At 43.4% G+C, this 26,784-nt stretch carries 22 protein-coding genes; all 22 read right to left on the bottom strand.

The window, feature by feature from the left end; genetic code table 11:
- Positions 1-101: 101 nt before the first annotated feature.
- The 22 genes from LCM10_RS01115 to LCM10_RS01010 all read right to left on the bottom strand — a co-directional run bounded on the left by LCM10_RS01115 (position 102) and on the right by LCM10_RS01010 (position 26,783).
- Positions 102-1,769 carry a ribonuclease J gene (locus tag LCM10_RS01115; protein ID WP_224873989.1) on the bottom strand — a complete coding sequence of 556 codons (1,668 nt, stop codon included), beginning with the start codon at positions 1,767-1,769 and terminating at the stop codon, positions 102-104.
- 406 nt (positions 1,770-2,175) lie between these two features.
- Positions 2,176-3,045 carry a 4-hydroxy-tetrahydrodipicolinate synthase gene (gene dapA / locus LCM10_RS01110; protein WP_263621350.1) on the bottom strand — a complete coding sequence of 290 codons (870 nt, stop codon included), beginning with the start codon at positions 3,043-3,045 and terminating at the stop codon, positions 2,176-2,178.
- A gap of 29 nt (positions 3,046-3,074) precedes the next feature.
- Positions 3,075-4,313, bottom strand: coding sequence for an aspartate kinase (gene dapG, locus LCM10_RS01105; protein ID WP_224873987.1), 1,239 nt, complete (start codon positions 4,311-4,313; stop codon positions 3,075-3,077).
- An 88-nt stretch (positions 4,314-4,401) separates the two neighbouring features.
- Positions 4,402-5,484, bottom strand: a complete 1,083-nt coding sequence (asd, locus tag LCM10_RS01100) for an aspartate-semialdehyde dehydrogenase (protein WP_224875561.1) — start codon at positions 5,482-5,484, stop codon at positions 4,402-4,404.
- Between the two features lie 146 nt (positions 5,485-5,630).
- On the bottom strand, positions 5,631-6,224 hold the full coding sequence (locus LCM10_RS01095) for a dipicolinate synthase subunit B (protein WP_224873986.1): 594 nt from the start codon (positions 6,222-6,224) through the stop codon (positions 5,631-5,633).
- Entirely contained in the window at positions 6,221-7,123 is a 903-nt protein-coding gene (gene dpaA / locus LCM10_RS01090) for a dipicolinic acid synthetase subunit A (RefSeq protein WP_224873985.1), read from the bottom strand. The genes LCM10_RS01095 and dpaA overlap by 4 nt, the downstream gene beginning before the upstream one ends.
- A 445-nt stretch (positions 7,124-7,568) precedes the next feature.
- Entirely contained in the window at positions 7,569-7,802 is a 234-nt protein-coding gene (locus LCM10_RS01085; protein WP_224873984.1) for a YlmC/YmxH family sporulation protein, read from the bottom strand.
- 148 nt (positions 7,803-7,950) lie between these two features.
- Positions 7,951-9,192 carry a M16 family metallopeptidase gene (locus tag LCM10_RS01080; protein ID WP_224873983.1) on the bottom strand — a complete coding sequence of 414 codons (1,242 nt, stop codon included), beginning with the start codon at positions 9,190-9,192 and terminating at the stop codon, positions 7,951-7,953.
- Positions 9,193-9,243: 51 nt separating this feature from the next.
- Complete coding sequence (locus LCM10_RS01075) at positions 9,244-10,227, bottom strand: polysaccharide deacetylase family protein (protein WP_224873982.1); 984 nt, start codon at positions 10,225-10,227, stop codon at positions 9,244-9,246.
- A 121-nt stretch (positions 10,228-10,348) separates the two neighbouring features.
- The gene (gene pnp, locus LCM10_RS01070) at positions 10,349-12,469 is read right to left on the bottom strand and encodes a polyribonucleotide nucleotidyltransferase (protein WP_224873981.1); all 2,121 of its coding nucleotides are present in this window, start codon (positions 12,467-12,469) and stop codon (positions 10,349-10,351) included.
- A gap of 372 nt (positions 12,470-12,841) precedes the next feature.
- Positions 12,842-13,111, bottom strand: a complete 270-nt coding sequence (gene rpsO, locus LCM10_RS01065) for a 30S ribosomal protein S15 (RefSeq protein WP_032088789.1) — start codon at positions 13,109-13,111, stop codon at positions 12,842-12,844.
- A 135-nt stretch (positions 13,112-13,246) separates the two neighbouring features.
- Complete coding sequence (ribF, locus tag LCM10_RS01060; RefSeq protein WP_224873980.1) at positions 13,247-14,191, bottom strand: bifunctional riboflavin kinase/FAD synthetase; 945 nt, start codon at positions 14,189-14,191, stop codon at positions 13,247-13,249.
- A gap of 18 nt (positions 14,192-14,209) precedes the next feature.
- Entirely contained in the window at positions 14,210-15,118 is a 909-nt protein-coding gene (gene truB, locus LCM10_RS01055; RefSeq protein ID WP_224873979.1) for a tRNA pseudouridine(55) synthase TruB, read from the bottom strand.
- A gap of 135 nt (positions 15,119-15,253) precedes the next feature.
- A complete protein-coding gene (gene rbfA, locus LCM10_RS01050; protein ID WP_224873978.1) occupies positions 15,254-15,625 on the bottom strand; it encodes a 30S ribosome-binding factor RbfA in 372 nt (123 codons plus the stop codon).
- A gap of 49 nt (positions 15,626-15,674) precedes the next feature.
- Positions 15,675-15,953 carry a DUF503 domain-containing protein gene (locus LCM10_RS01045; RefSeq protein WP_224873977.1) on the bottom strand — a complete coding sequence of 93 codons (279 nt, stop codon included), beginning with the start codon at positions 15,951-15,953 and terminating at the stop codon, positions 15,675-15,677.
- On the bottom strand, positions 15,950-18,124 hold the full coding sequence (gene infB, locus LCM10_RS01040) for a translation initiation factor IF-2 (RefSeq protein ID WP_224873976.1): 2,175 nt from the start codon (positions 18,122-18,124) through the stop codon (positions 15,950-15,952). Before infB ends, LCM10_RS01045 begins: the two co-directional genes overlap by 4 nt.
- A 20-nt stretch (positions 18,125-18,144) precedes the next feature.
- Positions 18,145-18,447, bottom strand: coding sequence for a YlxQ family RNA-binding protein (locus LCM10_RS01035; RefSeq protein ID WP_224873975.1), 303 nt, complete (start codon positions 18,445-18,447; stop codon positions 18,145-18,147).
- A 10-nt stretch (positions 18,448-18,457) separates the two neighbouring features.
- Positions 18,458-18,727 (bottom strand): RNase P modulator RnpM, encoded by a 270-nt coding sequence (gene rnpM / locus LCM10_RS01030; RefSeq protein WP_224873974.1) that lies wholly within the window; start codon positions 18,725-18,727, stop codon positions 18,458-18,460.
- Positions 18,728-18,739: 12 nt separating this feature from the next.
- On the bottom strand, positions 18,740-19,879 hold the full coding sequence (nusA, locus tag LCM10_RS01025) for a transcription termination factor NusA (RefSeq protein WP_224873973.1): 1,140 nt from the start codon (positions 19,877-19,879) through the stop codon (positions 18,740-18,742).
- Positions 19,880-19,918: 39 nt separating this feature from the next.
- Positions 19,919-20,386, bottom strand: coding sequence for a ribosome maturation factor RimP (gene rimP, locus LCM10_RS01020; RefSeq protein ID WP_224873972.1), 468 nt, complete (start codon positions 20,384-20,386; stop codon positions 19,919-19,921).
- A gap of 182 nt (positions 20,387-20,568) precedes the next feature.
- Entirely contained in the window at positions 20,569-24,888 is a 4,320-nt protein-coding gene (locus tag LCM10_RS01015; protein WP_224873971.1) for a PolC-type DNA polymerase III, read from the bottom strand.
- A gap of 182 nt (positions 24,889-25,070) precedes the next feature.
- Positions 25,071-26,783: a proline--tRNA ligase gene (locus LCM10_RS01010; protein ID WP_224873970.1), complete on the bottom strand. Its 1,713-nt coding sequence runs from the start codon at positions 26,781-26,783 to the stop codon at positions 25,071-25,073.
- Position 26,784 lies beyond the last annotated feature (1 nt).

Raw genomic sequence — 26,784 nt, 5'->3', positions numbered from 1 at the left:
TACCGCTTTCGATCATATATCTGTACGCACCCAAAAATAAAAAGCTATTTGCTTAAAAAAGCAAATAGCCTTTTATCCTGTATCAATCGAACCGTTTCTTTTTATACTTCCATGATGATCGGTAAAATCATCGGTCTTCTTCTTGTTTTATTGAATAAATAATAATTTAACTGATCCCGGATATCCTGTTTAATCGCAGACCATTCAAACGACCCTTTCTGGAGATACGTTTGGACGACGTCACTGACGATTCCCGCAGAACCTTCAATCAAAGCCTCAGATTCACGGACATATACAAAGCCACGGGAAATGATTTCAGGTCCTGCTACGATGGATTTCGACCTGCGATTGATCGTCACTACAACCGTAAATACACCGTCCTCTGAAAGCAACTTCCGGTCGCGGAGGACAATATTGCCTACGTCCCCTACTCCACTTCCATCAATAAGGACATTCCCTGCCTGCACTCTGCCACTCATCTTCATTCTTCCATCTTTGTACTCCAGCACATCTCCCTTATCCAAGATGAAAATCCGTTTGTACGGGAGCCCTATATCATGTGCGAGCTTTGTATGCGCAACGAGCATTTTGTACTCACCTTGGATTGGGACAAAATGCTTCGGTTTCATGATATTCAGCATGAACTTCAAATCTTCTTGACTGCCATGACCGGATACATGCACCCTTTTATTGGCGGTCAGCACTTCTGCACCTGCCCTGAATAACATATCTACCGTACGCCCTGCGATGACTTCCATCCCAGGAGAAGGTGTCGCTGTAATCAGGACGGTGTCTCCTGATTGAATATTCACGAGCTTATGTGATTTCTTGGCCATACGCTGCAAAGCTTCAAATGGTTCCCCCTGAATGCCTGTCGCTATTATGACAATTTCATCTTCTGGATGATTCGCAATATCATCGAGAGGAATGATGATTTCATCACGTGTATGAAGGTAGCCAAGTTTAAGTGCAACATCATATACCCTCTTCAGACTTTTTCCTACTACTGCCACTTTGCGGTTATTTTGTTCCGCAGCATCGAAGACCTGTTGCAGCCTGATCAGGTTGGATGCAAAGCACCCTACAATGATTCTCCCTTTAGCAGTCCGGAAAGTGTCTGTTAACTGGTTGGCTATGACGGCTTCAGATGTCGTATATCCAGGTCGTTCCGCTTCAATGCTATCCGACAGTAGGCACAGGACGCCCTTCTCTCCGATTGCCGCCATTTTCCCAAGGTCCGGTCTGTAAAGATGCTTGGCTGACTGGTCAAATTTAAATTCACCTGTATGGACAATCACACCTTCTGACGTGTGGATACATACACCGACAGAGTCTGGAATACTATGTGTTGTCCTGAAGAACGATACCTGCACACCATCAAATTTCAGGAAACTGTCGGAATGAATATTGAAGAATTTCGGTTCTTCATGCATCTGTTCGTCTTTTAAACGGGCCTTCACCAAAGCGTTTGTCAGTTTCGTGCCATAGACAGGTGCCTTGATCCTCCTTAACACGTATGAAACAGCCCCTATGCTATCTTCATGTCCATGAGTAAGGAAGATCCCCTTCACTCTTTCTTTATTCTCGATGAGGTATTGGATATCTGGAATGACGATATCAATGCCCAGCATTTCGTTTTCAGGGAACATCAGACCTGCATCAATGACGAAGATCTCGTGGTCGACCTCCACCACGTACATGTTCTTCCCTATTTCTCCTACCCCGCCTAAAGGGATTATACGGATAACTTCATTTTTTGTCTTACTCACAATTATGTCCTCCTATGTTGTGCTTCCCCGATCTAATATCAGTCAGATCCATTATACTTCATAGCGATTTTTCATTACAACCAATTTTATCCTCACAAGGAATAGATAGGTACCGCAATGTTCTACTGGAAAAGTCGAAGTTTGCATCAAATTACTACATAACTATTTCGATATGACTTTATGAATTCCTTTATTTTATTATGTATTTTTATTAAGTTTGGTCTCACAACCATTGCTCTTGTCGATTTGCCAACAATATACAAGCCTCACTCCGTTAACTAGTGGAACCTTCTTAATTCAATGCGCGTTCTGATAGGGGCCATTAAAAAAATCCGAACGTATTTGAATTCTGTAAGAATCTCAAATATGTCGTCCGGATTTTTAAATCGACTAAGACCGTATTCTCTTAAAGCGTCTTAAGCAAAGAACTAAGCTTGCTTCTCTCCGCTTCGGTCAGTGGAATTAACGGTAGACGTACCGAGCCTACATCAAGGCCCTTCAATTGCAGTGCAGTTTTGACCGGTGTCGGGCTAGGGCTTGTAAAGAACCCTTTCATCACTGGTAATAGCTTTTGGTGGGCTCTCGCAGCTTGTGAGATATTGCCGTCGAAGAAATATTGGATCATTTCCTGCATTTCTTTCCCTACAATATGTGAGGCAACGGATACAATACCGTTTCCGCCGATTGATAAAGTTGGGAGAGTCAGCCCATCGTCACCACTGTATAGCGCAAAGTCGTCTGGCGTGTTAGAAATGATCTCTGTCATCGCATCCAAATCACCACTTGCTTCCTTGACAGCGATAATATTATCAACCGCGGATAATCGGATGATTGTTTCCGGGGCTACGTTCACGGAAGACCTGCCTGGTATATTATAAAGCATGACGGGCAAGGAAGTTGATTCCGCGATCACTTTGAAGTGCTGATACAATCCTTCTTGGCTCGGTTTATTGTAGTATGGGGCCACGAGCATGATTGCATCCACACCAGCTTCCACTGCTTTTTTCGTCAATTCGATGGATGCATGGGTATTGTTGCTTCCTGTTCCTGCAATCACAGGAATCCTGCCATTGACGGCTTTTACCACATGACGGAATAAAGCAACTTTCTCTTCTTTCGTAAGCGTTGGAGATTCTCCGGTTGTACCTGCTACCACAAGGGAATCGGTACCATGATCAATCAAATAGTTGATAAGTTGAGTCGTTTTTGCAAAATCGATGTTACCTTTATGATCAAACGGCGTGACCATAGCGGTTGAAACACGGCCAAAATTCAAGCTGTACACTCCCCTTTATATAAATAATTCTATCCTACTTTAAATGTGCTATGGGGCTTTTCTAATTGAAACGTATCATGAAGTACATTCACTGCACGCGTCAAATCACTTTCTTTAACAAGCACCCAAATCGTCGTATAACTATCGGCAGATTGAAGAATACGGATACCATTATCCGATAAGGACGTAACGATTGCTGAGGTGACACCAGGAACACCGGTCATCCCTGCTCCTACGATGGATATCTTCGCACATTCTTCTTCTATAACCGGTTCATATCCCTTTTTCCTTAATATCTTAATCGCCTTTTCAGCAAGCGATGAAGCGACGGTGTATACGACTCCCCTTGGTGAAATGTTTATGAAGTCCACACTGATCCCTTCAACAGCCATTGCTTTGAACACTTCTGATTGTAAATTATACTGATCCTTTTTGGCGAATACTTTAATTTGCGTCAATTGATTCACATGAGCAATCCCAGTGACGGGATGGTTCCTGAATCCCTTATGTGCCCTCGTATTTTCAGCAGAGGTCACCAACGTTCCTTCTTCTTTTGAATAGGTAGAACGAATACGGATCGGGATATTTGAGTTCATGGCGATTTCAACGGCTCTGGGATGGATGACTTTTGCACCTTGATAGGCCAAGTTACAGACTTCATTATAAGAGACCACGGAAATCGGCCTTGCTTTTGTAGAAATCCGGGGATCCGCCGTCATGATCCCTTCAACATCCGTAAAAATATCAATATAATCCGCCTTTAGCGCAGCACCTAGGGCAGAAGCTGATGTATCGCTTCCACCTCTGCCGATTGTTGTGATATCCCCGTCTTTCGTCGCTCCTTGAAACCCCGCCACAACGACAGCATCGTGGGTTTGGAGTTCATTTGAAAGACGAGTACAGCGCATTTCCAGTATTTTAGCGTTGTTGAAATCACGGTTCGTGATGAATCCTGCCTGAGCACCGGTCAACGCAGTAGAATTGATGCCACTTTCAAGCAGCATATTGGAAAATACAAGACTGGAGATGATTTCTCCACATGAAAGCAATAAATCCTGTTCACGTTTGCTGACCCTTGTATCTGCCCCTCCAATTAATGATAATAATGAGTCCGTGGCATAAGGTTCTCCCCTTCTTCCCATTGCAGAGACAACCACCACTACCTTATATCCGTTCTCGATCGCGTCTTTAATATGTCCAAGTGCCTTCTTACGGCTTGCTTCATCGCGTACGGATGTTCCACCAAATTTTTGAACGATCACTTTCATGACTACACCTCATTGTCAATGTTCAAGAGGTATGGAAGGAACGAATGGCATGATTATAGAATGCGACTAGTAGCACGATCCTCTTTAATTATTTCACTAATCCCAGCTTTACTAAACTTTCTGCGATCTGCACAGAATTCCATGCAGCACCCTTTAACAAATTATCCGAAACGATCCACATATGGAACCCTTTATCTTCATCCAAGTCTTTACGAACCCTTCCGACAAACACATCAGGCTTTCCAACTGCGTAAGCAGGCATTGGGTAAACCTGCTCCCCTGGCACATCTTCAAGCGTCACACCAGGCGCATCAATCAACAACCTATGCAGATCTTTGACTGTGACGTCTTCATTGTCTATTTCAATATATACACTTTCAGAGTGACCTGTTACAACTGGAAGCCTCACACATGTTGCGGAAACTTTAAGTGTTGGCATGTGCATGATCTTCTTTGTTTCATTGATCATCTTCATTTCTTCAAACGTAAAGCCATTCTCCTCGAACTTATCAATCTGAGGTATCGCATTGAACGCAATCTGGTAATGCTTTTCATCCGATTTTACAGGAAGTACCGCGGGACTGAACGATTCTCCATTCAAAATGGCCTGAGACTGTTCGTGAAGTTCATCAATTGCTGCCGCACCCGCTCCTGAAACTGCCTGATAGGTGGAAACGATCACTTTGGATAAACCATATTCTTTCCTGATTGGTTCTAGCGTTGCCACCATTTGGATTGTCGAACAATTCGGGTTGGCAATGATCCCATTATGGAGTTTAATGTCTTCTTCGTTTACTTCCGGAACGACTAGAGGGACATCGGGATCCATTCGGAAGGCGCTAGTATTATCCACTACGATTGCACCTCGTTTAACTGCTTCTGGAGCAAGTAGCTTTGAAACGCTTCCCCCTGCACTGAATAACGCAATATCCACACCTTCGAAGCTTTCTGGCTTTGCTTCTTCCACTGTCCATTCTTTTCCTTTAAACGTGACGGTTGAACCTGCAGAACGCGCAGAAGATAGCAATGTCAATTGTTTGATTGGGAAATCCCTTTTCTCTAATGTGTTGAGCATCTGTTGTCCGACTGCTCCAGTGGCACCAACCACTGCTATATGAAAACCACTTGTATTCAAAATTCTTTCTCTCCTTCCAACCGATATGTTTCTCATAGTAGTCATAAACGTTTTAGTCATTTACTATAATAAAGGTTATTTTAACATAAACAATTATTTGACAATAGTGGTTTTTTGGATGAATTTATTCGACTGCATGAAAAGAAGGCCATCTGACGAAGAGATGATAGCCTTCTTTTCATTTAATCTAAGAACCTTTCGATAATGACTGGCTGCAATTGTTTTCCTTCAATAGCTGCCTCTATCGTTTCCTGGATGAGAGTCATCCTTGCCACCATCGATTTTGGTTTACCTTCTGGAGCATCTTGGCCGAATGGGATGAAATAGATATCCTTTGTGGACATTAACCGCATAAGATTCATTCCATTTAAGCCGAGTGCATCATTTGTAGAGATTCCCAGTACGACCGGCCTGTGATTGCGGAGTGTCGCTTTCGCTGCCATCAGCACAGGCGAATCTGTCATGGCATTCGCGAATTTACTCATTGAATTACCCGTCAATGGCGCTATGACCATACAATCGAGCGGGATCTTCGGACCCAGGGGCTCTGCCTTGACAATCGAATCAATCACTTTATGTCCAGTAACATTCTCGATTCGCTTTATCCAGTCTTCTCCCTTTCCGAACCTGGTTTCTGTATTCATTACAGTTGAAGTAACGATCGGCATGACTTCCGCCCCGTTATTCACCAGTCTTTCAATTTCTGGGAATACAGCATCATAGGTACAGTGTGAACCAGTCAATCCAAATCCGATCCTTTTCCCTTTCATACTCAATCTAAGCTCTCCTTTCCAGAATCAAAATCTTCTTCAAGAAGCTGTGCCAAAACATTGGCTAATATTTGTCCGGCAGATTTCGGGGCTACAATTCCAGGCAACCCTGGTGCAAGCAGCGCTTTAATTCCACGTTTTTCTGCATATCTGAAATCTGTACCGCCGGGCTTCGACGCCAAATCAATGATCAGTGTATGTGGAGGCATTTTGGCAATGACATCTGCTTTAACAATGGGTGTGGGAATTGTGTTGATGCAAATATCACAGTCTTCTACCTCTTTTGATAGTTGATTAAGATGGAATGCTTCCAATCTCATTTCCGTAATCCTGGCCAGATGCTCACTCTTTCGTGCACCAACTTTCACTTTCGCACCTAGGTTACTGAATGTTCTGGCTACACTCATTCCAACTCTTCCAAGTCCCAAGACGACGATGGTCGAGCCGTGTAAAGTGAAGTCCGTATGTTGAATTGCCATCATAATGGTCCCTTCGACTGTAGGAATGGAATTATAAATGGCGACATCGTCTCTCTCAAATAATTGAACAAGCTTCCGGTTTGTTGAATCTACTACTTTATCCAAGTATTTATTGCTAATTCCTGAATAGATCGTACAGTGCCCTGGCGTTTGAGATACGATTTCTTCAGTCAGAAAAATCTTCTCATTCGAAAAGATCGTATCGATTTCTCCTTGTAGATTCGTGCCGGGTACAGGTAAAATAATGGCGTCTATTATGGAGAAGTCTAATTCATCCAACTTTTCCTTTGTTGCCCCTGTAAAGGCATGATCTAATTGTTCAAATCCAACCAGAGAAATCTTCGCATCCAGCTCAGTGAGCTTGCGAATGATCTCCAGCTGACGAGCATCTCCGCCTAGAACTGCGATCTGCATTCCGGTCAACATCACTGCTTTCACCTTCTTTTTACATAATCGCTATTCTAAATCCCTTTTCACTTCAACAGTGTATGTTATCGAGTATGAATGGGTGAAAAGAAAAGCGGAGGGGCTTTGCACAGAGGCGTGGGGCATAAGACGAAGTGGCCATGAAGGCGCTCTTTGCCTTCTTGGACGGTTTGGCTTATGACCTGTGCCTCTAAGCCCCGGAGCTGGACAAAAGAAAAGCGGAGGGGCTTTGCCCAGAGGCGTGGGGCATAAGACGAAGTGGCCATGAAGGCGCTCTTTGCCTTCTTGGACGGTTTGGCTTATGACCTGTGCCTCTAAGCCCCGGAGCTGGACACTAGAAAAGCGGAGGGGCTTCACCCAGAGGCGGGCGAATCCGTATTTTTCCCAAACAAAAAAAGAGGAAACGGGATATTCACCCGTTCCCCCCCTTTTCTATTTTTAACGCTTAGTCGTTTGAGACTTCCAGAATGATCATGTCTGTGCCAATTGTCCGGATGTGATGCCACGGGACCTTGATTTCCCCTCCCTGCTTACGCATCCACTTGCCAGTCGGGATGACAAGAGCATGGATTTGCCCTGTTTGATCATTGAACTCTAAATCGGTATGACCGAGCACTCCCAATCTTTCAGCTTTCCGATAATCTACAATCTCTTTACCACTTAGCTCGCTTAACCTCATTGAAATCAGTCCTTCCATACGCTCTGTAGTACAATGTATACATTGTCCATGAATTTTAGAAGGCTTTCTTTCCATTTCCCTCTACCTGCCCATACTGAGGTTATCACACAAAAAAACAGAGCAGGCTGCCGCCTGCTCATCGAAATGATTATTGTCTGATATTCTTAGGTAGATTCCCGTCAGGACTGATTAATGAAACAGCATAATCATCTGTAAAGATCTCCATTGCAAGACGGTTCACTTTTTCCATCGTCACTCCATCGATTTCCTCGACGATTTCATCCAGGCTCCGGTGACGTTTCAATAATAGTTCGTTCTTACCATTACGGCTCATGCGGCTATTCGTGCTTTCAAGGCTTAGCATCAGGTTGCCTTTCAACTGTTCTTTGCTGTTGGTCAACTCTTTGGATGTGATGCCTTCTGCTTTTAAGTCCTTCAATGTTCCATTGATTGTGTCGAATAACTGATCCAATTGATTCGCACCGGTTCCTCCGTAAATGGTTACCATACCGCTGTCTTGATAGGCTGAATGATAAGAAAATACCGAGTATGCCAATCCTCTTTGTTCCCTGACCTCTTGGAATAAGCGGGAGGACATGCTTCCACCGACGATATTATTCAATACAATCAGATTATAGATATCACTGTGACCGATTTGAAGACCGTCGAACCCTAGGCATAGATGAGCTTGTTCAGTGTCCTTTTTACGTGCGGATTTATTGTAATGGAAGGATGGTTGAATCTTTGCTTCCGGTCCTTTACCACCTTCATATGAACCAAATAATTTTTCAACGTCTTTAATGAAGCTTTCATCCACATTTCCCGCAATGGAAACGACCACTTGATCAGGTGTATACATTTCATGCATGTATTGCTTCAATTTTTCTTTATTGAACGTGCTGAGTGTCTCTTCTGTACCCAGGATCGGGTATCCAAGAGGATGCTCCTCATAAATCGCTTTACTCAGTAAATCATGCACAATATCATCTGGCGTATCCTCATACATCTTGATCTCTTCATACACCACATTCTTTTCTTTTGCCATTTCATCTTCATCAAACGCTGATTCGAAGAACATATCGGATAATGTATGTAAGGCATATTCTGCATGATTATCGAGCACTTTCGCATAGTAACACGTATATTCTTTAGAGGTAAATGCATTTACCTGTCCACCGATGCTATCGAAGGATTCAGCTATTTCTCGAGCTGATTTTGTTTTCGTCCCTTTAAAAAACATATGTTCAAGGAAATGTGAGATTCCGTTATTATCAACATCTTCATTCCTTGAACCTGTTGCAATCCAGATTCCAATCGCAACTGATCGCACGGTAGGTATTTCTTCTAATACGATTCTTAGTCCATTTTGGCAAGTATGCTTCTTTATCAAAAAATGTTCCTCCTATTCGTGGTGCAGCAAATTATGAGCAGTATGACCATTTTACTGTTGGGCTGGATTATCTAGTTCTTCAATGATTCTTTCTTCTTTGAACAAACTTGATATTGGTCCCATCCTCAAATGTTTATCCTTGATTTGTATAATCAAGCTGTTTAACGAATTTGCCGTTGAAGCGGTCGGATGCATGAGGATGATGGCCCCTTTATGCAGCTTTGACATCACGCGGTTGATGAGCACATCCGGACTTGGCTTTTGCCAATCGATTGTGTCAACACTCCACATAATCGTTCTCATATCCATATCATGGGCAATTTTCACCACTTCATCCCTGTAACTGCCACTTGGGGGGGCAAACCATTTAACTTTTTCACCTGTTGTGACTTCGATGATTTCATTGGTTTTCTTTAATTCATCCACTGCTTTGGATGTTTCCAGCTTTTCCATGTTCGGATGCGAATACGAGTGGTTGCCAATTTCATGCCCTGCATCTACGATCATCTTCGCTAACTCAGGATTGTTCTTAACCCACCTTCCCTCTAGAAAAAAGGTAGCATAAACATGATGCTTTTTCAAAGTAGCGAGCATATCCGGGATATATTCATTCCCCCATGCCACATTAATGATGAAAGATACCATCGGTTTTTCAGGATTGCCTCTATAAATCGGAGATGGCGGGAGATCTCCTAAATGCTTTTTCGGTGGTATTTGTTTGTACACCAGCTTATCTTCAGAGAACACCCGGTCATTCTTCATATTATTAAGCGATTCCTTATAATCGATCTGTATTCCGTTATAACCAGGTGTCGCCTTCCATACAGGATCAATCACTGCATCCTTTGCAGGGATCGATTTACTCTTTGCTGCTTCCTTTATTCTATGGGATAAGTCTTCGGTACCCATGTCGCCGCTTACTGGTACAGCATCCTGCTTTAAGCTTTGAACATATTGGCTCGATAATGGGTTCTCAACAGCCAATAAAGTCAGAATAGCAATTACAGATATTCCAATCAAGTATTTTTTTCCCAACGACGCTCACCTTCCTTCCATATTAACATATGTGCATGGTGGACAAGGTAGAACGCCATAGAAAAAGGCTATCCGCCGGGAAAAATATACCCCATACAGGACAGCCTTTCATTCATTGCAGTTATGCTTGATTTTGTTCCTCTTTTTCACGTTGCTCTTTCAGTACAGCTTTTCTGGAAAGGTTCACCCTTCCTTGATTATCCACATCAAGAACCTTTACAAGGATCTCATCGCCGATTGAGACGACATCTTCAACTTTCCTGATGCGCTCTTCAGCGATTTCAGAAATATGAACCAATCCGTCTTTACCAGCAAAAATTTCTACGAAAGCACCGAATTTTTCAATTCGTTTCACTTTTCCAAGATACATTTGGCCAGCTTCAACTTCTCTTACAATATCTTCAATCGTCTTCTTCGCCACTTTATTCATTTCTTCATCGGTTGAAGAGATGAATATGGTTCCATCTTGTTCGATATCAATCTTAACGCCTGTTTCATCAATGATCTTATTGATTTGTTTACCGCTCGGTCCAATAACATCACGGATCTTGTCAGGGTTGATATGCATCGTAAGGATTTTAGGCGCATATTGAGAAAGGGATGATCTTGACTCACCCAGTGTTGCAAGCATGCTGTCAAGGATTTGCATTCTACCGATCTTAGCTTGCTGAAGCGCTTCTTCAAGGATCTCTCTCGATAAACCTTCAATCTTGATATCCATTTGAAGGGCTGTAACACCTTTGGAAGTACCTGCTACCTTAAAGTCCATGTCGCCAAGGAAATCTTCCATTCCTTGAATATCAGTAAGAATGGAATAATGTTCACCCGATTTAACAAGACCCATTGCAATACCCGCTACTGGAGCTTTGATTGGCACACCTGCATCCATCATTGCAAGAGTACTTGCACAAATACTCGCTTGGGATGTAGAACCATTGGATTCAAGAACTTCCGATACTAGCCTGATTGTATAAGGGAAATCCTTTTCATTTGGAATGATCGGCTCAAGGGCGCGCTCTCCCAATGCACCGTGTCCGATTTCACGACGACCCGGTCCCCTGATCGGTCCAGTTTCCCCTACGCTGAATTGAGGGAAGTTGTAGTGATGCATGAAGCGTTTGGATTCTTCGATTCCCAATCCATCAAGAATCTGAACATCACCCAATGCGCCTAGTGTACAAATGCTGAGTGCCTGGGTTTGTCCACGTGTGAATAATCCGGAACCATGCGTTCTAGGCAGAAGGCCGACTTCAGAAGATAGCGGTCTGATTTCATCTACTTTACGGCCATCAGGGCGCACTTTTTCTTCTGTAATGAGACGACGCACTTCATTTTTAACAAGTTTATCAAGGACTTTCTTTACTTGCTTCAATGTGTCTTCATCTGCTTCTTTTTCTTCAAAAGATGTGATGACGTTATTTTTAACAGCAGTGATCGCTTCCTCACGTGCATGCTTTTCCTGAACTTGAATGGCAGGGATCAATTCTTCTTCACAGAGTGAGCGAATTTCAGTCTCCAGCTCCTGATCAAGTTCGAAAAGCTTGATTTCCATCTTCTCTTTTCCGACTTTTGCAACAATCTCTTCCTGGAATGCCACTAAGCGTTTGATTTCTTCATGACCGAACATAATGGCTTCAAGCATCGTCTCTTCAGGAACTTCATCTGCCCCTGCTTCCACCATGTTGATGGCATCTTTCGTTCCTGCAACTGAAAGATGGATCTCACTTTTCTCAAGCTGTTCGACAGACGGATTGATGATGAACTCACCATCAACAAGTCCTACGATCACTCCAGCAATCGGACCTTCAAAAGGAATATCTGAAACCGATAGGGCGAGTGATGAGCCGAACATTGCAGCCATTTCTGACGAGCAATTCTGATCCACACTCATGACCATGCTGATGACTTGAACTTCATTTCGGAAACCGTCTGCAAATAATGGACGGATCGGACGGTCAATCAAACGGCTCGCCAAGATTGCTTTTTCACTTGGACGCCCTTCACGTTTGATGAAACCTCCAGGGATTTTCCCTACTGCATATAATCTTTCTTCATAGTTTACTGTCAACGGAAAGAAGTCAAGCGGCTTCGGTTCCTTAGACGCAGTTGCACTACTAAGCACTGCTGTATCTCCGTAACGCACCAATACTGCCCCGTTGGCTTGTTTAGCCAATTGGCCTACTTCCACCGTTAATTCTCTTCCAGCCCAGTCAATGGAAAAGGTCTGTTTAGTTTGTTCCATATAGTGTACCCCTCTCTTTATACATCACTTAAAGGGTGTCGGATTAACCTTACCCGTAATTAAACTATCTCGGTAATCTATATCATGCACGAAAGTGCCGTTATATTCAAATAAGTATGTGTGACCATGTTAGTGAGAATGCAATATTCATCCTGTCTCTGCAGTGCTCTGACTGATCACTTCCTGCGAACCGTTCCGACAGCTTTTGCAGGCTTTTCTTATTATGTATTTTAGACAAAAAACCGTCATGTACATACTATTAAAATGAAAACACTATAGGATAAAAGCAAATATCCTGGTGGCTCATACAAAGATTTCCACTTGTAAAAACTAAAGAAAAAGCGGGAAATATTCCCGCTTCCTTGTCTCTGATTATCGACGTAAACCTAATTTGTTAATTAACTCACGGTAGCGTTGTACATCTTTCTTACGTAGGTAAGATAAAAGATTACGACGGTGACCTACCATTTTTAGAAGACCACGACGAGAGTGGTGATCTTTCTTGTGAACGCGCAAGTGATCGTTCAGGTTGTTAATTTCTTCTGTTAGGACAGCAATTTGAACTTCTGGAGATCCAGTATCGTTCTCATGTGTTTTGTATTCACTGATAAGTTCGTTCTTACGCTCTTTAGTGATAGCCATCCTTTTCACCTCCTATTGATTTCTTTCAAATCCCCGTTTACCGAGCATACGTTGGTGATTCGTGATGCCAAGCAAAGGTTCATTTCATACGCTTCTTAGAATACTACTTTATTCTACAAAAATCAAGTGATAACCTCAAATTTCCGAAAAGAATCTGATGGCAGTCTCCTTGTCCTGTTGAATCTGGGCAATCAACGCCTCGATCCCTGAAAATTTCTGCTCATCTCTTATTCTCTCATACCACTCGATAAATACCTCTTCTCCATAGATGGAAGAGTGAAAATCGAAAAGATGTACTTCAATAGATAAAGAATATTCATCAGGATTTTTGAATGTCGGCTTAAAGCCGATATTGCAGACACCTTCATACCATTCATCATGAATTTTCATGCGCACGGCATATACCCCGTTCTTCGGAACCAGGTACGCATAAGACATCTCGATATTCGCTGTGGGAAACCCAATTTTCCTTCCCCGTTTATCCCCATGGATAACAGTACCCCTCATCCTGTAATGCCTGCCCAGTAGCTGTGAGGCCTTGCCTACCTCCCCTTCTTTCAGACATTCACGTATCAGGGTCGAACTCACTTTGTCTTCATCTTCCGAAAGCTTCGGTACAGTGGTATAAGTGAATTTCTCTCTTGAATGGAAAGGTAGGGTTTCCATTGTTCCCTTCCCCATCCTACCATATGAGTAATCAAAGCCTGCGACGACATGGGATACGTTCAAGTCGATGATATATTGATCAATAAACTCCTGTGGAAGAAGGCTTGCAAACTCAGAAGTGAATCGGACGACGAAGAGATAATCGACACCCAGGTCCCTGATGAGTTCCTTTTTATCTTCAAGAGGGGTGATGTATTTTATATGCTTATGTTTATGTCCCAGCACCACTGAAGGGTGCGGGTCGAAGGTCATCACTGCACTTTGCAGGTGATTTTCCCTTGCTGTTTCGACGGCTGTCTTGATTACTTGCTGATGACCTTTATGAACCCCATCGAAATACCCAAGAGCCAGCACCAGGGGAGGGAACTGATCTTCACTAAAGGAGTGAGGATGATGTACAGTTATCAATTTCACAGTCATTCACCTTTTTCACTAGTCATTGAATAGGACTTTAACAGGCTTTATGATCTCAGCTTTATCGGGGTGGCGCTTGTAAATAGCAATTGCACGGCCATCCTGCTCCATCACCACTTCTGAATCCTGCGGCCAATCCTTAGGCTCATCCAAACGTGAACCATTCTTCACTTTCTTTGCTAATGTATCATTAATTACCATTTTCGGCAAATGAGAAAGCCCCAGTTCGAGAGGGAAAATCAGTTCCTCTGCCCGATCACTATTCACATACTCCTCTACTTCTTCGAATGTAAAACACTCTTCCTCGGTAAAACTTGCGGACCTTGTTCTGGTTAAAGCAGACATGTGCGCAGGATAGCCCAATTTCTTTCCGATTTCAACTGCAAGCGTCCTTACATACGTCCCTTTGCTGCAAGATACTTTAAACTTGAAACGGGGATGTTCTCGATCTAATCGATCCCATGAGCCTAAAAGCTCCAGCTCATGGATATGGACCTTCCTTGATGGCCTTTCAACCTCTATTCCTTGACGAGCATATTCATAGAGACGTTTACCGTTCACCTTAACGGCAGAAAACATCGGGGGAGTCTGGATGATGTCTCCTGTAAACGCCCCAAGCACCTCCTCAACACTACTTCTGTCAATCTGGCCCTCGACCTCTTTGCGTTCGACTACATCGCCCCACGCATCTTCCGTAGTCGTTGAGTATCCCAGTGTCACTTCACCCTCATACGTTTTTCCTGCATCCGTTATATATTCGGCAACCTTTGTTGCCCTTCCGATGCATATGGGCAGTACACCCGACACTTCCGGGTCGAGAGTACCCGTATGACCAACTTTCTTCGTGCGGAGCAACTTCCTCAACTTAAACACGCAGTCATGAGAAGTCATGCCCCTCGGCTTCCATAGCGGTAAGATACCGTTCATTTCAAAACCTCCGTTCATGATAACAACTATTGATCCGTAACATCCATCTTTCGATTTGCTTCTTTGGGTTAAAGAAGCACAAACAAAAGACTGATCCTCACGAAAATGTTTCCCGTTTGGATCAGTCCTTTCATTTTACTCGTCTTTATTCTGTGAATCCTCTTCAGGTTCATCTTGAACTTTTCGAAGTAAAGTTTCAATGTGATTACCATATTCGATCGATTCATCAAACTCAAAAATTATTTCCGGTGTTTTACGAAGGCGGACTCTTTGTCCAACTTCAGATCGGATGAATCCTTTCGCCTTCGCAAGACCCTTTAAAGTATTCTCTCTTTGGTCTTCCCCGCCAAGGACGGTAATGTACACCTTTGCCTGCTGGAGGTCCCCGGAAACCTGTACATCCGTAACTGTAACGAATCCAATACGAGGGTCTTTAATTTTGCGTCCGATAATATCGCTGAGCTCTTTCTTCATTTGCTCGCCAACTCGATTTGCACGATGGCTCATCAATATCACCCCATGATTTTTGTCATTAATCTATGAACCGTGAGTTTTCCTAATAGAATTCCCTGGTTGTATCGATTCGTTCCCATTCGGGGAACGAATCGATAAAATTCAGTGCACGATCCATTTCCTTTTCACTGGAAGACTTCGAGGATGCCACTGTGACAAGGGCAATCCTTGTCCTTTGCCATACATCCTGATGGTCGACTTCTGAAACGGAAACGTTGAATTTCTGTTTTAAGCGGGTAAGGACCCTTTGTAAAACAGCTCTCTTCTCCTTCAAAGAGTGAGAATCATGAATCAAGCACTCACATTCAACATATGTGATCATTTACGAGTGATTTCCTCCATGACATAGGCTTCGATTACATCGCCCTCTTTAACGTCATTGAAGTTCTTGATCGTAATACCACATTCATATCCTTTCGCAACTTCCTTGGCATCATCCTTGAATCGTTTAAGAGCATCAAGTTCACCTTCGAAAATCACAACGCCGTCACGGATCAAACGCACGCCAGAATCACGTGAGATTTTACCTTCGGTTACATAACTTCCTGCAATCGTACCGACTTTAGACACTTTGAACGTTTGACGAACCTCTGCTTGACCAATGATTTTCTCTTCATATTCCGGATCAAGCATCCCTTTCATCGCGGATTCGATTTCTTCCATCACTTTGTAGATGATTCGGTGCAGACGGATTTCGACACCTTCCGCATCCGCAGCACGCTTCGCATTTACATCAGGACGGACATTGAATCCGATGACAATGGCATTTGAAGCTGAAGCAAGCGTGATATCAGATTCGTTGATCGCTCCAACACCTGTGTGGATGATGTTAATCTTTACACCTTCAACTTCTATCTTCAATAATGAAGCGGCCAATGCTTCGACGGATCCTTGTACGTCAGCCTTTAGAACGAGGTTAAGATCCTTCATTTCACCCTGTTTCATTTGCTCAAACAGATTTTCCAGGCTAACTTTGGATTTTTCCCCACGCTGAGCCTGTAGTGCTTGTGATGCACGTGATTCACCGACAGAACGAGCCGTTTTCTCATCTTCGAAGACGACAAAGCGATCACCCGCCTGAGGGACATCATTCAAACCTGTAATTTCTACAGGGGTAGAAGGACCGACTTCTTTCACACGACGGCCAAGGTCGTTTACCATTGCACGTACACGGCCGAATGTGTTACCAACGACGATCGGATCTCCTACTTTCAGTGTACCATTCTGTACTAGAAGGGTTGCTACGGAACCACGTCCTTTATCCAATTGAGCTTCGATGACGGTTCCAAGCGCCAGACGTTCAGGATTTGCTTTCAACTCTTCCACTTCACTTACAAGGACGATCATTTCAAGAAGGTTATCGATACCTTCACCTGATAAAGCTGATAGCGGAACGAAGATCGTATCCCCACCCCACGCTTCAGGAACAAGTTCATATTCCGTCAGTTCCTGCATGACGCGGTCTGGATTCGCGGCTTCCTTATCCATTTTATTCACTGCAATGATGATTGGCACTTCAGCTGCCTTGGCATGATTGATTGCTTCAACCGTTTGAGGCATGACACCATCATCAGCAGCAACAACAATGATTGCAATATCCGTGACTTGAGCACCGCGCGCACGCATCGTAGTGAAGGCGGCATGTCCAGGTGTATCAAGGAACGTAATTTTCTTTCCGTCCACTTCCACTTGATAAGCACCGATATGCTGAGTGATCCCGCCTGCTTCCCCGGCAGTGACCTTCGTGTTACGAATGGAATCGAGTAGTGTGGTTTTACCGTGGTCAACGTGTCCCATGATCGTTACGACAGATGGACGCTCCTCAAGCTGATCTTCATTATCTTCAGTGAAGTAAACACCAAGATCTGTTGCATCAATCTTGATTTCTTCTTCAACCTCTACCCCGTATTCACCGGCGATCAATTCAATTGAATCTTTATCAAGCTCCTGATTGATCGTAGCCATCACCCCGAGCATGAAAAGCTTCTTGATGATTTCAGAAGGTTCTTTATGAAGCTTCTTGGCAAGTTCCGCTACCGACAGAGATTCAGAAAAAGTAATCTTGGATGGAAGCTCCTTTTTCTTTGCAGGCTGCTGTTGTTGAGGTGCCGGCTTAAAGTTTCTGTTCGGCTTATTGTTTCTATTATTTTTATTTTTTTTGTTGTTTTGATTATTATTGTTATTGAAAACCTTTTTCTCCTTTGACTGTGACTGTTGATCGTACTTTTTCCCTTCACGGCTTTTCGGTGAGGACTTCACCTTTGCCTTGTTGGACGATTCCTCTTCCTTCACAGTATTATTTCTTTTTTCCCCAGTACTTTTCTGTTCCTTGGAATTCCCTGAGAACATTGAATCCAGCTTCTTCACCGTGTCGTCTTCTATTGTTGCCATATGATTTGATACCTCAATATTCAATTGCTTCAATTTAGTAATAACATCTTTGCTTGAAACATTATATTTTTTTGCATATTCATAAACACGCATCTTGCTCATATGTTCACCCCCATTGAGATTCAATCGAGCATTTCGGATAATTTATCGGCAAAGCCGGCATCGGATAATGCAACGACCACCCTGGCATCTTTCCCTATGGAATGGCCAAGCTCATAACGGTCTTCCACAAGTCGGACCGGTACGTTATATGACTTGCATTTATCCGTAACTTTCTTATACGTATTAGAGGATGCATCTTTAGAAAGAATCACGAGCTTTGCACGACCGCTCCTGACTTCCTTTATGACCAACTCTTCACCTGAAATAATCTTACGTGCCCGATTTGCCAATCCTAAAAGTGACATCCAACGATCTTGTTTCATACGCTAAATGCTACTCCTTCTCTACAAGGCTGATCAATTCATCATAAAGAGAATCGTCAATCTTTGTCTGTAATTGATTGGCTAAAGTATTCTTCTTCTTCGCCTGCAGAATGATCTCTTTGTCCTTTGACAGGTAAGCACCACGCCCCGATTTCTTTCCAGTGGGATCAATGGATACTTCGCCCTCTTTCGAACGGACAATCCGTATCATTTCTTTTTTAGGTCTCATTTCCCCCGTTGCCACGCATTTGCGCAACGGAATCTTTTTATTAGCGCCCACGATTTTCACCTCTTACTCTTGATCTTCGTCATCGAAATCAATGTTTAAAGGTTCGTCATCATACTCTTCCTCTTCGTCTTGTGGAAGAAACGCTTCCTCGCGCGGGTATAATCCAAGCTCACGCGCATCCGTTTCACTCTTGATATCGATCTTCCAGTTTGTGAGTTTAGCTGCAAGTCGTGCATTTTGTCCACGTTTCCCGATTGCAAGGGAAAGCTGATAATCAGGTACTACCACTCTCGTTGCCTTATCTTCTTCATTCACTTGGACATCAAGGACCTTAGAAGGGCTTAACGCGTTTGCCACAAATGTCACAGGATCTTCAGACCACTGTACGATGTCAATCTTTTCACCTTTGAGTTCATTGACGATCGCTTGTACACGAGCACCTTTTGTTCCTACACAAGCACCGACCGGGTCGATTTCAGAATTTTCAGCGTGGACCGAAATCTTTGAACGGTCACCAGCTTCACGAGCAACTGATTTGATTTCGACGGTACCATCAAAGATTTCAGGCACTTCAATCTCAAATAATCGCTTCAGTAAACCTGGATGTGTGCGGGACACATAGATCTGAGGACCCTTGGTCGTTTTCTCGACCTTCGTGATGAAGACTTTGATTCGGTCATGAGGTTTATACGTTTCATTAGGCATTTGCTCACTTACAGGAAGGAGGGCTTCAATCTTGCCCAATGCGACATAAATGAAACGGTTATCCTGGCGCTGGACGATCCCTGTCATGATATCTTCTTCGCGGTCAACGAATTCGGAGTATATGATTCCGCGCTCAGCTTCCCTTACACGCTGAGTCACAACCTGTTTAGCGGTTTGAGCAGCGATCCGACCGAAGTCTTTCGGTGTGACCTCGAGTTCGACTACATCTCCGACTTCATAACCAGGGTTGATTTCTCCAGCGTCTTCTACGGAGATCTCAAGGCGTGAATCAAAGACTTCATCCACTACTTCCTTACGTGCAAAGACCCTCATCGTACCCGTTTCAAGGTTCAGGTCTACACGGACATTCTGTGCCTGGTTAAAGTTTCTCTTATAAGCAGAAACCAAAGCTGCTTCGATTGCTTCGATGATTACATCTCTCGCAATGCCTTTTTCTTTCTCTAAAACAGTTAGAGCATCTAATAGCTGAGTGCTCATGGTGGTGTCATCCCCCTTTATAATACGGTTGTTTCCTAATTAGAATGTAACAGCCAATCTTGCTAACGCTACTTTGTCTGCTGGAATCTCAACCTTCTTTTTACGTGTTTTGATTGTGACTTCCAAAGATAGTTGTTCGGAAGAATGGGATAGCAATGTACCTTCGAATGCCTTCTCCCCATCAATCGGTTCATACGTTTTCACGTAGACGTTTTTCCCGATTGCCTTTTGAAAGTCCTTGTCATTTTTCAAGGGACGTTCTGCACCTGGCGAAGATACTTCCAAGAAATAATTGTGAGGAATCGGATCGATTTCATCCAGCTTCTCACTTAATCGTTCGCTGACAATTCCACATTCTTCAATGTCAACACCTGAATCCTTATCGATGAATACACGAAGGAACCAATTGGAACCTTCTTTTACGTATTCCATATCGATCAGTTCCAATGACATATCCTCTAGGATAGGTGAGACAAGTTCTTCTACTAGTGTAATAATTTTGCTCATACTTACCTCCTGGTCTATATGAAAATCTTGCACCAAGACTAGAAATAATCCTTAAAAAACTCCCTGTAATAACGAAAGAGTGGGGTGCGACCCCACTCTTCTGCTTAGAGCTATCTTTAGTATTTCCAATAAAAATATACCATAATCAACATGTTTATGCAAACAATTCCCTTATCGGAGGCCTAAAACAGAGATAGTTGATTCTTGTCAGGTAAACTTTCCAGACAACCGTGATTATCCAGATACTCAATGATCGTCTTTGAAACACGGCCTCTTTGCTGCAGATCTTCTTTCGACAGAAACTCCCCGTCTTCTCGTGCCTTCACGATATTGATCGCCGCATTGGTACCGAGACCAGGGATGGAATTGAACGGTGGGATCAGTGAATCGCCATCAATGATGAATTCCGAAGCGTGAGATCTGTATAAATCTACTTTCTGGAATCTGTAGCCGCGCTCACACATTTCAAGGGCCAGTTCCAATACCGTCAGCGTGTTCTTTTCTTTCGGCGAAGCATCCAAGCCTTTACTGTTGATCTCCTCGATCTTTGCACGAACAGCCTGTGATCCCCTCACCATCGCTTCAATATCAAAGTCTTCCGCACGGACGGTAAAATACGCAGCATAATAAAGAAGTGCGTGGTGGACCTTGAAGTAAGCAATCCTCACTGCCATGAGAACATAGGCGGCAGCATGGGCTTTAGGGAACATGTACTTAATTTTGAGACAGGAGTCGATATACCAATCCGGGACTCCATTATTCTTCATTTCTTCAATCCATTCATCTTGAAGCCCTTTCCCTTTACGTACAAACTCCATGATTTTAAATGCAAGGGAAGGTTCCAATCCTTGATAGATCAAGTAGACCATGATGTCATCACGACAACCAATCACTTCGCTCAGGTTACAAATATTATTGTGAATCAGCTCTTGTGCATTTCCAAGCCACACATCGGTTCCGTGTGAAAGGCCGGAGATCTGGACGAGCTCCGAAAAAGTAGTCGGCTTTGTATCTTCAAGCATTTGTCGAACAAATCTCGTACCAAACTCAGGTATGCCCAGGGTCCCTGTTTTACACATAATTTGATCTTCCGTGACTCCAAGCGTCTCTGTCCCGCTGAATATTTTCATCACTTCAGGATCATCCGTCGGGATCGTTTTCGGATCGATACCCGATAAATCCTGGAGCATACGGATGACGGTTGGGTCATCGTGTCCAAGTATATCGAGTTTCAACAAGTTATCGTGGATGGAATGGAAATCAAAATGTGTGGTTTTCCATTCAGATCCTTGGTCATCTGCAGGGAACTGAATCGGAGAAAAATCAAAGATATCCATATAATCAGGGACTACGATGATTCCGCCAGGATGCTGACCTGTCGTACGTTTTACACCTGTACAGCCGCTCACCAGCCTGTCTATTTCCGCTCCCCTGATTTGAAGTGCATTGTCATTCGCATAGCCTTTGACGTAGCCGTATGCCGTTTTTTCAGCGACGGTTCCGATTGTACCTGCACGATATACGTTATCCTCGCCAAACAGCACTTTTGTATAGTTATGTGCCTGTGGCTGGTATTCCCCGGAGAAGTTCAAATCGATATCGGGGACTTTATCCCCTTTGAAGCCAAGGAAGGTTTCAAAAGGAATATCGTGACCGTCTTTTTTATATGCATGTCCACAATCCGGGCAATCCTTATTCGGAAGGTCGAATCCTGAGCCGACAGAACCATCATCAAAGAACTCGGATTTCTTGCATGAAGGACAGACATAATGCGGAGGCAGCGGATTGACTTCCGTGATTTCCGTCATGGTCGCTACAAAGGATGATCCAACCGATCCCCTCGAACCGACAAGATAACCATCATCCAAAGACTTCTTAACCAACTTATGTGAAATGAGATAAATGACCGCGAATCCGTGACCGATGATACTCTTTAACTCTTTTTCCAATCTCGCTTCAACAATTTCAGGCAATTCGTCGCCATAAATGCTCCTGGCCATCGCATAACTCATCCGGCGCATCTCTTCATCCGCGCCTTCGATTTTAGGAGTATAAAGATCATCTTTGATTGGCTTGATCACTTCGACCATGTCAGCGATTTTATTTGAATTGTCCACGACAATCTCTTTGGCTTTGTCTTTTCCGAGAAACGAAAAACAGTCAAGCATTTCATTCGTTGTCCTGAAATGCACGTCAGGTAACGTATGACGGTTCAGCGGATTGGCCCCTCCCTGTGATCCTACAAGGATCTGCCTGTAGATCTTATCCGTCTCATTGACATAATGGACATTTCCAGTCGCAACGACCGGTTTATTCAGCTTCTCGCCAAGCTCCACGATATTCTTAATAATGTCTTCAAGGTTCTTTTGGCTTTGTACAAGGTCAAGTTCGATCAGATGCTGATACACTTCTTTCGGATGCACTTCCAAGTAATCGTAAAACTCTGCCGTCTCTTGGACTTCTTCTTTACCTTTTTGCATCATTCCTTCGAACACTTCACCTTTGTCGCATCCGGACCCCACTAAAAGGCCTGAACGGTATTTCTGCAGTTGTGAACGAGGAATCCTCGGCACCCGGTAGAAGTAGTGCATATGTGATATCGATACTAATTTATACAAATTCTTGAGGCCTTCCTCATTTTGTGCAATCAGCGTACAGTGGTATGGGCGGGATCGTTTATATGCATCGCCTTTACCCATATAATCGTTCAATTGATTATGGTTCTTGATGCCTTTCTCAAAGGCATCTTTTAGCATCTTGACCAAAAGATATCCAGTTGCTTCCGCATCATAAATCGCCCTATGATGCTGTGTCAATTCAACATCGAATTTCTTGGCGAGTGTGTTCAGTCTGTGGTTCTTGAATTGTGGGTATAGCAGCCTAGCAAGCTCTAATGTATCAATGACTGGGTTGGAGGATTTTGCTAGCCCCGCTTTCTGATAACCCGCATTCAAAAAGCCCATGTCGAAGGATGCATTGTGTGCAACCAGAATATCATCCCCGACCCATTTATCGTAATCACGGAGGACATCATTGATTTCTGGCGCGTCACGTACCATCTCATCCGTAATGCCCGTTAAATCAATCGTAGTTGCAGACAATGGGTGATGAGGATTCGCAAATGATTCAAACCGATCAATGATCTCACCGTCCTTGATCTTAACGGCAGCAAGCTCGATGATCGTATCATAAACAGCAGACAAACCTGTTGTCTCAACGTCGAACACAACATATGTGGCATCTTCGAGTTCTCGATCAGTTTCGTTATACCCGATCGGCACCCCATCATCGACAAGATTTGCTTCAAGTCCATATAACACCTTGATATCGTTTTTCTTACTTGCACTAAATGCTTCGGGGAAAGACTGAGCGACTGCATGGTCAGTGATTGCTATCGCCTTATGTCCCCACTTCTTTGCTTGTGAAACAAGGCTTGCAACTGAACTTACTGCATCCATCTGGCTCATTGGAGTATGAGCATGCAACTCGACCCTTTTTTCATCCGAAGGTGCAGTATCAAGGCGAAGCACCGGTTTGATTTCATTCACATCGTTGGCGATCATGACAAGATCTCTGACGAAGGTATCATTTTGGATGCTTCCACGACATCTCACCCACATGCCTTTTTTCATGTTATTCATGATGGCAGCATCTTCTTTATCTCTTGAGAACATTTTGACGAGGATGGAGCTTGTGTAATCCGTCACTTTGAACGTCAATAAGGTTCTACCGCTTCTAAGTTCCCTCGTTTCACAATCAAATACGTAGCCTTCAATCGCTATGCGTCTTTCCTCATCATATATTTCTTCAATCTTACGGAAATCGGCATCGTCTTTAATTGTAAGGCCAAGCATGAATGGACCGCTGGGAGCTTCTGATGCCACTTCCTTCTCGGCCTTCTCCATTTCGATGAGGGCTTGCTGTGCCCTTTCTTGATCTTCCTTCATTTTATCTTCAAGGAATTTTTTGTAATCATCATTCTGTTCCTCGATTTGAGCAACTTGCGCATCGAGAACCAATTTAGGGAAACCGAAGCCTTCGAATGCTGAAGAGATGATTTCACCGTACTTCCTCTTTAACTGCGCAGCTTCTGTATCATTCGTTGCCTTTACAATGATTTTATTGCCGATCACTTCAGGTTTTTGGTTATTCAACAGCTTTAACAATGGCGGGGAGATTCCGTCAATTTCTTTGACACACTCACTCCAGTAATCCAATATGGCTTGCTCTGTTACATTCATATTCAGAACTTTGAGGCTGAAGCTGACATTGGCTATATGTTTGAATGAAGTTTGAAGAGCAAGGGAAAACCTGCTCCAAACCTTACATGGAATCATCTCTTCCAATGTAAAATGAAAATGCCATTTTCTTTCGCTTCTATATACGGATAGTTTTTCTATTTCAGCATTGTTAAAGTATTTTACGAAAGCATCTTCCGTCAGTCCCAATTGCTGAAGCAATAGCTGAAATCGCTCTTTTTTGCCCAGGGGCTTTCCTTCCATCTCTTATTCCCCCATTTCCTTACTTGTATTTTTCTTGTCTACACAAAAGTCACAGTCCTTCAAAACTGAAGAAAAGGGCTGACTAATGATGATCAGCCCTTCTTTTATTCAAGTGTAATCGAAAGCCGTTGTTTAATCGTGCATCCTATGTCGGAAGCAAGAATCAACAGCGTTGTAATTCCCTATTTTGATTGTGATGTCAATAAATCTGTCAAAGTAGCTAGCAATTCGTCTTTATGAACCTCAAGCATTTCACCCGTTTTCCTGACCTTTACCTCAACGATGCCTTCTGAAGCTTTCTTTCCGACTGTTACCCTGACTGGAAGTCCGATTAGGTCTGAATCAGCAAATTTTACACCTGGTCGTTCAGCCCGGTCATCCATTAACACGTCGAAACGATTATTCTTTAGTCCATCATAAAGCTCATGGGCAAGGGCTGACTGATGGTCATCTTTCATATTGATTGGAATCAGGTGTACATCATATGGTGATAAGTTAGTTGGCCACACTAGACCATTCTCATCGTTGAATTGTTCTGCCACTGCTGCAAGTGTACGGGAAACACCGATTCCGTAGCAACCCATGATGATTGATTGAGAACGGCCATTTTCATCGAGATACGTACTATTCATGCTATCAGAATATCTGGTGCCTAGTTTAAACACGTGCCCCACTTCAATGCCTTTTGCAAAAAGGATCGTACCTTGTCCATCAGGAGAAGGGTCACCTTCTTGAATAAAGCGCAAGTCTCCGTATGCCTCAACAGTAAAGTCGCGTTCCGGGTTTACATTCAATAAGTGCTGACCATTTTCGTTAGCACCTGCAATGCCGTTACGGATATACTTTATCGCATGATCAGCAACAATCTTTATCTTGCCATCCAAAGTACAAGGGCCAATGGACCCTGCTTCGCATCCAATGATTTCATTCATTTCCTCTGCCGATGCAAGTTCAACCGTGTCGGCATTTAAGAAGTTCTTTACTTTAATATCGTTTATTTCATGGTCTCCTCGTGAAAGAACCAACACGAATTCTTCGTCGACCTTGAATAGTAAAGATTTGATACAATTTTCTTTTTCAGTATGGAGAAATGCCGCTACATCTTCAATCGTTTTGATTTCAGGTGTCGACACTTTCTGGATCTCCTTCTGTTCCTCATCAGAATAGGAATAAGATTCCATCACCTCTGCCATTTCAATATTGGCAGCATAAGATGATTCATCTGAATACGCAATTGTGTCTTCCCCTACTTCCGATAATACCATGAATTCATGTGTGTCTTTACCGCCCATAGCGCCTGAATCTGCGATAACCGCCCTGAAGTTCAATCCGCAGCGAGTAAAGATATTCGTATATGCCTGAAAAATCTCCTCATATGTTTCATCCAGGCTTTCAGCCGATGAATGGAAAGAATAGGCGTCCTTCATGACGAATTCCCTGCCTCGAAGCAATCCGAACCTCGGACGTTTTTCATCGCGGTATTTTGTTTGAATTTGATAAAGGGTCAATGGAAGTCGTTTGTATGATTTGATTTCATCTCTAATGATGCTTGTAATCATCTCTTCATGCGTGGCACCTAACGCAAATTCACGGGCATGCCTGTCATTCATGCGCATCAATTCAGGACCGTACGTCCCCCATCTTCCGGACTCTTTCCATAATTCAGAAGGTTGCAGAGCAGGCATCAAGAGTTCAGCTGCACCAATCGCATCCAATTCTTCACGGACAATCTCTTCTACCTTTTTCAGGACTTTCTTCCCCAGTGGGAGAAAACTGTATATCCCACTCGCGTTTTGCCTGATATATCCGGCACGCAGCAATAGCTGGTGGCTCTTGATTTCAGCATCGGCAGGGATTTCTCTAAGTGTTGGGATCAGTGTGTTTCGTTGCTTCATT

The sequence above is a fragment of the Rossellomorea aquimaris genome (assembly GCF_020171925.1).
Lineage (GTDB): Bacteria > Bacillota > Bacilli > Bacillales > Bacillaceae_B > Rossellomorea > Rossellomorea aquimaris_F.
This window is presented reverse-complemented; position numbering and strand designations above follow the sequence as displayed.